The 11,809-nt window shown below is 56.4% G+C and carries 8 protein-coding genes; 5 read left to right on the top strand and 3 right to left on the bottom strand.

Translation table 11 applies throughout. The features are described from left to right. Positions 1 to 30: 30 nt before the first annotated feature. Positions 31 to 222 (top strand): type II toxin-antitoxin system VapB family antitoxin, encoded by a 192-nt coding sequence (locus LQZ21_RS01965; protein WP_411042463.1) that lies wholly within the window; start codon positions 31 to 33, stop codon positions 220 to 222. Further along, entirely contained in the window at positions 219 to 647 is a 429-nt protein-coding gene (locus LQZ21_RS01960) for a PIN domain-containing protein (protein WP_411042462.1), read from the top strand. The genes LQZ21_RS01965 and LQZ21_RS01960 overlap by 4 nt, the downstream gene beginning before the upstream one ends. A gap of 89 nt (positions 648 to 736) precedes the next feature. On the opposite strand, the gene LQZ21_RS01955 is transcribed toward LQZ21_RS01960, so the two are convergent. Continuing rightward, positions 737 to 2,512, bottom strand: a complete 1,776-nt coding sequence (locus LQZ21_RS01955; protein ID WP_411042461.1) for a hypothetical protein — start codon at positions 2,510 to 2,512, stop codon at positions 737 to 739. Between the two features lie 413 nt (positions 2,513 to 2,925). On the opposite strand from LQZ21_RS01955, the gene LQZ21_RS01950 reads away from it, so the two are divergent. The 3 genes from LQZ21_RS01950 (at position 2,926) to leuS (ending at position 9,781) form a co-directional block, all read left to right on the top strand. Further along, positions 2,926 to 5,457 (top strand): ATP-dependent DNA helicase, encoded by a 2,532-nt coding sequence (locus tag LQZ21_RS01950; protein ID WP_411042460.1) that lies wholly within the window; start codon positions 2,926 to 2,928, stop codon positions 5,455 to 5,457. A 73-nt stretch (positions 5,458 to 5,530) separates the two neighbouring features. Further along, positions 5,531 to 7,186 (top strand): citramalate synthase, encoded by a 1,656-nt coding sequence (cimA, locus tag LQZ21_RS01945; RefSeq protein WP_411042459.1) that lies wholly within the window; start codon positions 5,531 to 5,533, stop codon positions 7,184 to 7,186. 111 nt (positions 7,187 to 7,297) lie between these two features. Beyond that, the gene (leuS, locus tag LQZ21_RS01940) at positions 7,298 to 9,781 is read left to right on the top strand and encodes a leucine--tRNA ligase (RefSeq protein WP_411042458.1); all 2,484 of its coding nucleotides are present in this window, start codon (positions 7,298 to 7,300) and stop codon (positions 9,779 to 9,781) included. Positions 9,782 to 9,802: 21 nt separating this feature from the next. Here leuS and LQZ21_RS01935 read toward each other — a convergent pair whose 3' ends face one another. Further along, positions 9,803 to 10,672 carry a prephenate dehydrogenase gene (locus LQZ21_RS01935; RefSeq protein ID WP_411042457.1) on the bottom strand — a complete coding sequence of 290 codons (870 nt, stop codon included), beginning with the start codon at positions 10,670 to 10,672 and terminating at the stop codon, positions 9,803 to 9,805. Between the two features lie 3 nt (positions 10,673 to 10,675). Continuing rightward, positions 10,676 to 11,701 carry a 3-deoxy-7-phosphoheptulonate synthase gene (aroF, locus tag LQZ21_RS01930; RefSeq protein WP_411042456.1) on the bottom strand — a complete coding sequence of 342 codons (1,026 nt, stop codon included), beginning with the start codon at positions 11,699 to 11,701 and terminating at the stop codon, positions 10,676 to 10,678. Positions 11,702 to 11,809: the final 108 nt, after the last annotated feature.

The raw sequence follows: 11,809 nt of genomic DNA, 5'->3' as shown, positions 1-11,809 counted from the left end.
GATGTTATTATATGCATAGAGGTATTTTATATGAGAACCACTCTGGAATTGCCCGACGCATTGGTTAATGAAGCCATGACATTAACCAAAATTTCAACCAAAACCGCCTTGATAAAATACGCGTTAGAGCATGTCATCCAACGAGAAAAGGTCAGAGAATTGACTAATTATTTTGGAAAAATAACCCTGGATATTGATTTGGATAAATTGAGGAAACGATGAGCGATACTATTATAGATTCGTCCGCATGGATTGAATTTTTTAAGGGAAATGAAAAATATTCTTTTATCAAGGAATTGATATATACTAATTTGGTATGTACAAACGATATTATTTTAACAGAACTCTTGCCATTGGTAATTCACCAAAGAGAAAATAAATTAGCGGACTTATTGAATAGTTTACGGAAAAAAGTTTTGGTAATTGATTGGCGGGAAATACAAGGTATACAACTATTAAATTTAAAGTATGGGAACAATAATGTAGGAATATCGGATATACTAATCGCCCAGAATTGTATGCAAAATAAATTAAAGATCGTCACCAAAGACAAACATTTTATGGCAATGGCAAAGTATATACCCCTTGAAATATATGCAAAAAAGTGCACTGTCCTTTGTCAGTGTCCATCGTTCCGCAAGACATAAAAAAGCCCCGGCAGGGAAAGCCTGCCGGGGCTGTTCACGGACTAGCCGCGAGGGGACCTTTCCCAAACCAGGAGGTTCGGTGGGAGAGTTTATAGGGAGGTAACTCCGTCTGCCCAGCTATAAGAACCTTGCGAATTACCATCAGTCGGGTGGAACTTGAAGTTATCATATGATTTTGGATCGGTCGTAAGATTTATCCGTCCGCGATACCCGGCTTTCTGGGTGTTGAAATGGCCGTTTCCCGATGTGCCTGCGGCCGCATCGGTATCATACATATTCGAACCTGAACCGGCATTATAAGCAAGGGCCGTTCCAGAAGAAAGAATCGTTGCGCCCCAATAGTCAACTGCGGTAACCACGCCGCTGCTTTTCTCCCAGGCTTCGTAGACGAAACAATAGCCGTCGTATGAACCCGCGGTTCCACCAAGCACCATGAAGAACAATCCGGCATACCCGGTAGCCTTGGACTGGCCGATAAGCGCGGTGTAGAGTTTCCGGTAGAAATTGTCCGTAGTGTCTGTCGCCCAGGTGGAATAGTAGGTGCCGAATTTGCTGTTAAACAGGTCCTCTACACCTTTATAATCCCCCGTGCTGAAGATGTTGACGTAAAAGTCGATGTTATGGCCGTCAAGCGTATTTCCGGTGATTTGCGGCGAAACCGTGGGGTCCGTTATCGTAGCGGGGTTAATGTTCAAAAAGAGGGCGGCGGCCGGAGCGTTTACGGTTTCGGCGCCACCCGTACCCGATGACAGGGTATTGTTTTTAATGACTATAGACGGATCGTAATACTGGACAACCACTCCCTGGGCCGCCGCTGTCCCCCTTCCCGAAGTCTCAACCGTATTACCCTCAATAATAATCTTTCGCGGAGTAACACTGGGGCCTGAGGCACCTGATACATAGATACCGGCGTTATGGGTATAGCTGGTGTTTGTGTCCAATGGGTCAATGGCATAGGTTACCTTGCAATTCTTTACCGTTACATCATTATTGGCCAGATTATCACCGGTAAGTATGCTGGTTCCATCATATCTGCTGATGGATATACCAGCCGTATACCTTGTATTACTCGTCGTTATCGCCGCCTGGGTTGGGATGGTAATCTCGACCTTCATCTCGTCCAGCGTCACCTTGTCGTTGGCCAGGAGTATACCCACGGGAAGGGAGGGGTCGTCGTCTGCCGTTCCCTGGCCCTTGATGGTGTAGGGGATAGTGTTGCGGTCAGGGCCGGCGTCGGTGACGATAGCCGTCGTGACGTTATTCTCTACATCTTCATAGAAGTCCGGGGTCAACTCCATGACCGTGCCGGGGCCCAATTTCTTTGCCCCCGTTATTCGGTCGTTTAACCCCTTTGAACCGCTACCGATATCAGTCGTTTCCAAATCCACTTTAAAGACAACCGCACCGGGAGAGAAGTTGAAGGTTCCCCCTGTTTTGGTTAAGGTACCGTTACCTGCTACTTCAACCTTACCGCCGGCGCTGACCGTAGTTGTTCCTCCGGCAATGGTTACCGTCTTACCATCCGGCACGGAAAAGGTAACCCCGCCAGGGATGGTAACGGCCGCAATCTCTCCTGGACCAGTACCAACGGTAAAATTATTTTTAACCGTGACGGTTGAGCCGACACGCTCTACAATCTCAGCGCCAGCAGCAAGGCCCCTATTCAGTGTGCTCACCAGTTCACTTGCCAACTGCACCGGCGTTTTAGTGGGGATGGAGGGACCGGAAGGACCGGAAGGATTGGAAGGGGGATTCCCCGGATTCTGGGTCTCCGTTCCCGAAGTCCCGGTGGGGCAGCCCCCCAGGACCAGCAATGCCATGAGGAGCAAGACCATGCTCCCTATAAAACGACTCTTGTTTTTCATAGAGTCCTCCTTCATAAAATATATACACCCGGGACAAATCCCGGGTGTCCCCGGCGCAGGAGTAACCCCACGCCGGGGGATAAAAAGAGGACTGGCGCATTGTTATTATTGCCGGGCTCGGCTATAATCAACAGTGCGTTAGTGCAGCCCCGGCGGCAGCGTTTTACTTGCTAGGTATGGGCGCTACCCCGGGGTCCCTCTTTTCAGAGCCCCGATATACTTGACGGCCGCAGGTAGTTTGCTTTGTAACATGCCCGGCAGCCCGTATCATTCCCTTTAAAGGGTATACTAAAGACTGTATCATACCTTTCAAAAAAAATCTCGTTTTTTTTGAAAAATAATTAAAAAATTTCAAAAAAAACACCGAAAAAAAGCCGCCTGATACGACTTGCGTATCAGGCGGCCTCCGTTGTATGCTCCCGGCGGGGGGATATCCGGTGCAGGCGGCGAAACGGTTTACGGAAAAGTCCAGGGCCCGGCTCCGGGCGGAAATCGAGGACGCCGGGGGTAATGAGGTGTTTGCCCTGGGCTATTGTAACGAGGCGGGGCTCGTGGCTTCCCTGGAGATAGCGGCCCGGGGCAACGAAAGTTCCGTCCTTGCCCTGGACCGGTTTCAAGATCCCTCCCGGCCCCCGGATGTGCTCATCCACAACCACTCTTCGGCTTTTCTTGTCCCCAGTGACAACGATTTGGTCATCGCCTCCCGGGCCGCCGAGGGGGGGATGGGCTCCTTCATCGTCGATAACCAGGTGGAAAAGGTCTACGTTATTGCCGAACCCACCCTCAGACAAAAGCGGAAGGAACTGGACCCGGAACGCCTCTGCGCCGCCCTGGAAGCGGGGGGGGCCATAAGCCGGCGGCTCCCCTCCTACGAGATCCGGGAATCCCAATTGGATCTGATGCGGCTCATCATCCGGGGGTTTAATGAAGACGCCCTGGTGGCCGCCGAGGCGGGTACCGGGGTGGGGAAGTCCTTTGCCTACCTCCTCCCCAGCCTGGTGTTTGCCCTGGAAAACAATGAACGGATCGTCCTTTCCACCGCTACCATTCCATTGCAGCAGCAGCTTTTTGACAAGGACATACCCCTGGTAACGGCGGCCCTAAACAAAAAAATCAAGGTGGTCCTCATCAAGGGAAGGGGAAACTACCTGTGCCGCCGCCGCCTGTACGATGCTCTCCGGGAACAGAGCCTTTTCGAGGAAGACGACAACGACATCCGGGCCATCCTCGCCTGGTCGGAAATCACCAAAACCGGGAGCCGGTCGGATCTTTCCTTTATGCCCCCGGACGATCTCTGGTCCCGGATCTGTTCGGAGGTCGATCTCTGCATGGGAATGCGCTGCCCCGAACGGGAGCGGTGTTTTGTCCTGGCCTTACGAAAAGAAGCCGCCGATGCCCGGGTCCTGGTGGTGAACCACCACCTGCTTTTCGCGGATATTGCCGCCCGGCGGGAGGGGGCGGGGTATGACAGTACCGTGGTACTGCCCCCCTACCGGCGGATCGTCATCGATGAGGCCCACAAGGTGGAGGATGCGGCCACCTCTTTTTTTTCCAAAGGATTCAGCCGCCTGGGGCTCTACCGCCAGTTGGGGCGGCTCTACCACCGGCGCCGGGGCCGTCAAATGGGGCTCCTTTTCAGGCTTCCCACCATAACCCCCCAAGAGCTTGACGATGCGGCGGAGGCCATTCAAAAAACCCGGGACGCCGCTGACGCCTTGGACGAGGCGGGACTGGACCTTTGCGCTGAAGAGGGAGTTTTCCGGCTCTGTCCCTCCCGGGAGGACCGGTTCCTTCCGGTCCTGATACCCGCCTTGATAACCCTGCGGAAGCGCATAGCTTCCCTGGCGGGGGTACTCCGGTCCCTGGTGGAGTTTGCCGAAGACGAAAAGGACCCGGCAACCACCACGGCAGCCGATTCGGACCGTAACGCCGTGGCCTGGGAGGTAAAGGCCGTCCTGCGGCGGCTTGAGACGGTGGCCGCTGTCTGCGGGGCCTTTGTGGAATACGGTGAACGCCCCCAGGAGGTTATGTGGCTGGAGACCCATAGAAGCGCGGTATCCGGTGACGATCGGGGTTCCTGGGCGGTTTTTACCGTTACTCCCCTGGAGGTGGCCCCTGTCCTGGGGACCGCCCTTTTTGAGCCCCATAAGACCGTGGTGTGCCTCTCCGCCACCCTCACCGTAGCCGGTTCTGGTTCCGGCTCCCAGAACCCCGGAGCTTTTGCCTATTGGAACCGCCGTTCCGGAATCACCCTGGTGGCGGACCGGGAACCCCTTACGGGACAATTCCCCTCTCCCTTTCCCTATGCCCGGTCGGTGCTGCTCGCCGCCCCGGCGGATGCCCCCCTTCCCGACGAAGATCGATACCAGGCCTTTGTGGATCAGGCGGTTTTGAAACTGACGGAGCTCGCCGGAGGGTCTACCCTGGTCCTCTTTACCTCCTACGAAGCCCTTAAAAGCGCCTATGCCGCCGCGGTTCCGGTCCTGGAAAAACAGGGGATCCGCTGCCTGAAACAGGGAGACGACGACCGGAGCCGCCTCCTCGGCGCTTTCCTGGCGGACGAGTCCAGCGTTCTTTTTGGAACCGATTCGTTCTGGGAAGGGGTGGACGCCCCGGGGGATACCCTGCGGATGGTGATCCTCTGCCGCCTCCCCTTCAGGACCCCCCGGGACCCGGTTTTCGAAGCCCGCCGGGAAGCGCTGGAAAAACAGGGGCGAAATCCCTTTATGGAGCTTTCCCTTCCCGAAGCGGTGATGAAATTCAAACAGGGCTTTGGCCGGCTCATGCGCCGCAGTGGGGATCGGGGTATCGTAGCTGTTTTGGACGGACGGATCCTCCGCAAGCGGTACGGGGAATTTTTCATCCGTTCCCTGCCCAAGACCCGGACCAGCTTTGGGGAATTTTCCTCGGTTTTACGGGACACCGAAAGCTTTTTGTTTTCCTGAGGCGGTTTCAAACTGCAATGATGTACTTTTAATATGCGTTAAAATCGGGTAAACTCCGGTAGGAGCAGGAAAGGTGAGCAGCGAAACAGAAACCGGCGTATCCGGGGGAACGGACCTTGAAATTCTCGATACCACCCTCAGGGACGGGGCTCAGGGCGAAGGGATCAGCTTTTCGGTACAGGATAAACTCGCCGTAGTCCGGGCCCTGGATGATCTGGGGGTGGCCTGGATTGAGGCGGGGAACCCGGGAAGTAATCCCAAGGACGCGGAATTTTTCAGCCTGGTCCGGGGGCTCAGTCTGGGACATAGCCGGCTCTGCGCCTTTGGGCCAACCCGAAAACCGGGGATAAAAGCCGCCGATGATCCCCAAATCCGCCGTTTGCTTGAGGCGAATACCGAAGGGGTGGTGATCTTTGGGAAGAGCTGGGATCTCCATGTAACCGAGGTACTCCGGGTATCCCTTGAGGAAAATCTTGCCATGATTTTTGAAACCACGGCCTTTCTTACGGCCCAGGGCCGTAAAGTTTTTTTCGATGCGGAACATTTTTTTGACGGCTGGAAGGCCAATCCCGGCTATGCCCTCTCCACCCTGGAAACCGCTTTGAAAGCCGGGGCAAAGACCATGGTTCTCTGCGATACCAACGGCGGCAGTTTTCCCGACGATATGACCGCCGGAGTGGGGGCGGTTCTTCAAAAGTATGAAAAGTCGGGGGTGGACGTTGGGATTCATGCCCATAATGATATGGGGCTGGCCATAGCCAATGCCCTGGCGGCGGTTAAGGGGGGGTGCCGGCATGTGCAGGGGACCCTGGTGGGCTTTGGAGAACGCTGCGGCAATACGAGCCTTGCGGCCCTCATCCCCAGCCTGGAACTCAAATGGGGGCTTCGCTGCCTTCCCCGGGGCAAGCTGCCCCTGATCGCCGAAACGACCCGGCGGGTGGCGGAGATTGCCAATATCCCGGTCCCCGGTGCCATGCCCTATGTGGGGTCCAGCGCCTTTTCCCATAAGGGGGGGATGCACACCGACGGGGTCCTCAAGGTACGCCGTTCCTTTGAACACATCGATCCCGCCCTGGTGGGGAACAACCGGCACCTCTTGATGAGCGAAGTGGGGGGGCGTTCCGCCGTGGCCGAGCGGGCGAAAAAGATCGATCCTTCTTTTACGAAGGACCACCCGGTAATCGCGGCCATTGCGGAAAAGCTCAAGACTCTGGAGGCTGAGGGCTGGGCCTTTGAGGGGGCCGACGCCAGTTTCGAGATCCTGGTCCGCCGGGAACTAAGCCGGCATACGGGCCGTTCCGAAGAGTCCCGGCGGTCCCTCTTCAAAATTCTCGCCTATCGGGTGGTCAGTGAACACCCTACCGGGGAGACCATTGCCTGTTCCCACGCATGGGTCAAGGTTTGGGTGGAGGGCAAGGACGAGATCGCCGCCGCCGAGGGGGATGGTCCGGTGAACGCCCTGGACGGCGCCCTCCGCCGGGCCCTTACCCGGTTCTACCCGGAGTTGGAGCAGGTCCGGCTTTCGGACTACAAGGTCCGGGTTATCGACGGCAACGCCGCCACCGCCGCCAAGGTCCGGGTCCTCATCGAATCCACCGACGGGGTGAAAACCTGGAGTACCCTGGGGGTTTCCGAGGACATCATCGATGCCAGCCGTGCCGCCCTGGTGGATTCCATCGAATACAAGCTGATTGGCGATATTGAGCGGAAGTTCCGGGCGTATCTATAAGGGGCCGGCAAACGCTTGATACACCCCCTGTGAGCGGGTATTATACTAGCGGGGATCGTCCTGATCCTGGGGCGTTAACGGAACCCAACTGAAAAAGGAGTCCAACGAGGAATGGCAAAATACCCTTTTATTACGATTGAGGAAAAATGGCAAAAATACTGGGAGGAACATAAAACTTTTAAGGCGATAGAGGATCCCGCCTTTCCCAAGGAAAAGCGCCGCTATGTGCTGGATATGTTCCCCTATCCCTCCTCCCAGGGACTCCATGTGGGCCATCCCGAGGGGTATACCGCGACGGATATCTATTGCCGTTACCTCAGGATGAAGGGGTACAATGTGCTTCATCCCATGGGGTTTGACGCCTTTGGCCTTCCTGCGGAAAACTACGCCATCAAAACCGGAACCCACCCGGCGGTGACTACCGCGGCGAACATCAACAAATTCCGATCCCAGATAAAGACCCTGGGCTTCTCATACGACTGGGACCGGGAGGTGGATACCTCAAGCCCGGAATATTATACCTGGACCCAGTGGATCTTCCTCAAACTTTTTGAAAAGGGCCTGGCCTACGAGGCGGAAAGCCCCATCAACTGGTGCCCCTCCTGTATGACCGGTCTGGCCAACGAGGAGGTCAAGGACGGCCTCTGTGAACGCTGCGGCACCAAGGTAAGCCGGAAGCGGATCCGCCAGTGGATACTCCGGATCACCGCCTATGCGGAACGGCTCCTGGCGGATCTGGACGGCCTGGACTGGCCCGAGCCGGTGAAACTCATGCAGCGGAACTGGATAGGCCGTTCCGAGGGGGCCAATGTTTTTTTTGCCCTGGAGAGGCATCCCGATAAACTCGAAATATACACCACCCGGCCGGATACCCTTTTTGGGGTAACCTATATGGTTTTGGCCCCGGAGCATCCCCTGGTGGACAAAATCACCACGCCGGAACAAAAAGCGGCGGTTACCGCCTATTTGGATGCGGCGGCCAAGAAAAGCGACCTGGAACGGACCGACCTGGCCAAGGTCAAAACCGGGGTTTTTTCCGGGGCCTACGCGGTGAACCCGGTAAACGGGGAGCGGATCCCCATCTGGATTGCCGATTATGTCCTCATTTCCTACGGAACCGGGGCTATCATGGCGGTCCCCGCCCATGACGAACGGGACTGGGAATTTGCCAAGGCCTTCAAACTGCCCATACGCCTAGTGGTGAGCAGCGAGAAGGTAGAAGCGGGAAAGGATTATTCCGGGGAACCGGCGGAATGTACCGTTGCCGATGGCTGGTCGGTGAATTCCGGTCAATTTAGCGGGCTCCCTACGGCGGAGGCTATCAAAAGGATCACCGCATGGCTTGAGGAAAAGGGTATCGGGAAAAAGGCGGTAAACTACAAGCTCCGGGATTGGATCTTCAGCCGCCAGCGGTACTGGGGGGAGCCTATCCCTGTGGTCCACTGCGAACACTGCGGGAAGGTCCACGGCTCCCCCATCATTCCCCTACCGGAGACGGAGTTGCCCCTGATCCTGCCCGAGGTGGAGTCCTACAAACCCACCGGTACCGGGGAATCCCCCCTGGCCCTGATCGACCATTGGGTAAATACCACCTGCCCCCGTTGCGGGGGCCCCGCCAAGCGGGAAACCAACACCATGCCCCAATGGGCAGGCTCCTGCTGGTACTACCTCCGCTACCTGGACCCCCACAACAAAAAAACCTTCGCGGACCGCGCCGCCGTGGACTACTGGGCCCCGGTGGACCTCTATGTGGGGGGCACGGAACACGCGGTCCTCCACCTCCTCTACGCCCGGTTCTGGCACAAGGTCCTCTACGACCTGGGCCTGGTCAACACCCCGGAGCCCTTTCAGCGGCTGGTGAATCAGGGGATGATCCTGGGGGAGGACAACCAAAAGATGAGCAAAAGCCGGGGGAACGTCATCAACCCCGACGACATTATCCGGGAATACGGCGCCGACGCCATGCGGGTCTACGAGATGTTCATGGGTCCCCTGGAAGTCACCAAGCCTTGGATCACCGCGGGGCTCGTGGGGGTCTCCCGCTTCCTGGAACGGCTTTGGGCCATCAGTGAAAAACCCGTGACTGAAGGCCTCCCCGCCGGATCCGGGGAAATCCCCCCCCCCTGGGCCGGATTGGTCAGACTCCTCCACAAGACCATCAAGAAGGTGAGCGCCGATACCGAAACCCTGAACTTCAACACCGCCATCAGCGCCATGATGGTTTATTCCAATGAACTGGCCAAATTAAAGGAGGTCCCCCGGGACCTCTGGGAACCCCTGGTACTGATGGTCGGCGCCTATGCTCCCCATCTTGGGGAAGAATTATGGGAAAAACTGGGCCATCCCGAATCGGCATCCAAAGCCCCCTGGCCCAACTATGATGATGCCCTCACCCGGGAGGAGGAACTTACCATTGTGGTCCAGATCAACGGCAAGATCCGGGACAAGTTTGTGGCCGCGGCAGGAACCCCCCGGGAGGAGTTGGAGCGGACCGCCCGGGCCCTGCCGGGACTTCGCAAATGGACCGAGGGACAAACGCTGGTCAAGGTGATCACCGTACCGGATAAACTGGTCAACCTGGTGGTAAAACCATAGGGCCTGCTACTGGTATGCGTCTTATCCCATAGCAGCCCGCCGGTTCCGCACGGTCCTGAGGGTCTCCTGTAATTCCTCTTTTTGTTCCTCGGCGATAAGCCCTTTGATTTTCTCCAGACTTTCCTCAAATTGGGTGATCCGGTGGAGGAGGGCATCCCGGTTTTCCAAAAAGAGTTCAGTCCACAGGGGAACGTTGAGTATGGCTATCCGGGTAAGGTCCTCAAAACTCCCCCCTCCAAAGCGGGTAATCTCCCGGTCAGCCTCGCAGTTGATGAGGGCCGCGGCAATAACGTGACAGAGCTGGCTGGTAAAGGCGATCTTCCGGTCGTGTTCTTCCGCCGTGGTACAGGTGATCCTGCCGAAACCCATCCGGTATAGCAGGGCTTTAAGGTATTCCAAATTTTCGCCCTTGTTCCGTTTCAGGGGGGTGAGGATATAATTTTTTCCGTGAAAATCACATTTTTTCGCGTTCCCATAGCCTCCCCCTTCGCTCCCCGCCATGGGATGTCCCGGTATAAAGTCCAGATCCTCCCGGAGGGTGGTTTCCATGGCCGCGGCAATATGTCCCTTAATACCGGCAATATCGGTGATCAGGGTCCCGGGACGGAAGGCCCTCATCTGTTTTTCCATAAATTCCAGCAGGGTGGCGGGGTTGAGGCAGAGAAAGATCATATCGCAGCGTCCCAGCAGGGGTTCCGGGGAGGTGAAACCCTCGTCGATAACCCCGTCCACCCGGGCCGCCGCCAGGGTATCCCCGTCGATGTCGCAGCCCAGGATCCGTCCCCGGCCTCCCGGGGGGATAAGCCCCCCGGATCGCAAGGCCATGGCTATGGCGCCGCCCATAAGCCCCAGCCCGATGATCCCCACCACGTTGTTTTCGATTGGTTTCATAGGCTAGAGGACCCGGCCTTCCAGGGCGGCGTATTTTTTTAAGGAGTCCATGAGCCGGGCGAATTCTTCCGGAGTGAGGGACTGTTCCCCATCGCAGAGGGCGTTTTCCGGATCGTTGTGGACTTCGATGATGACACCGTCGGCCCCCGCTGCCAGGGCGGCCTTGGCCATGGAGGGGACCATCCAGGCAAGACCCGTGGCATGGCTGGGATCCACGATTACCGGAAGGTGGCTTTGCTTTTTCAGGGCCGGGATTGCCGACAGATCTAAGGTATTCCGGGTGAAACTGCCGAAGGTACGGATCCCTCGTTCACAGAGGATGATCCGGTCGTTCCCGCCGGCCATGATGTACTCCGCAGCCATGAGGAGTTCCGTTAAGGTACAGGCGTAACCCCGCTTGAGGAGTATGGGCTTACGGCTTCTCCCCAGTTCTTTAAGGAGGGTAAAATTCTGCATGTTCCGGGCCCCCACCTGGATGATGTCCACATCCTCAAAAACCTCAAGCTGGTGATTTCCCATAAGTTCGGTTACAATGGGCAGGCCCGTTTCTTTTTTTGCCTCCAGAAGCAGGTCAAGCCCTTCACATCCCAGACCCTGAAAACTATAGGGACTGGTCCGGGGTTTAAAAGCCCCGCCCCGGAGAAATCCCGCCCCGGCTTTTTTTACTTCCCTGGCCACCTGGAGGATCTGATCCCGGTTTTCTACCGAACAGGGGCCGGCGATAATACCCAGGGAAACCCCGCCGATGCTCCGAATAATACCATCCGGCCCGGGTACCTCAATCCGGGTATCCTCGGGGTGAAAAAGCCGATTCGCCCGCTTATAGGGCTCCTGTACCCGAATAACCTTTTCTACCACATGGTGAGCCCTGAGGGCTTCGGCGTTGATCCCCTGGGTATCCCCCACCAGGCCCAATACGATCCGGGATGCTCCCTGGGAATAGTGGACCGTTACCCCCTGCTGTTCAAGAAAAACCGTAAATTTCTCTACTTCCCCTTTTTCCGCTTCCGGTTTTAAGGCGATAATCATGATAACCTCCTGGTTGTTTTTCCGGGATTTAAAATCCCGCCGGACATAAAAAAAGGGAGACCCCGGTTAATTTATCCCGGGATCTCCCTGAATTATCAGGTTTTGCCT

The organism is Treponema sp. TIM-1 (assembly GCF_046533115.1).
Classification (GTDB): Bacteria; Spirochaetota; Spirochaetia; order Treponematales; family Breznakiellaceae; genus JAIRMO01.
This window is presented reverse-complemented; position numbering and strand designations above follow the sequence as displayed.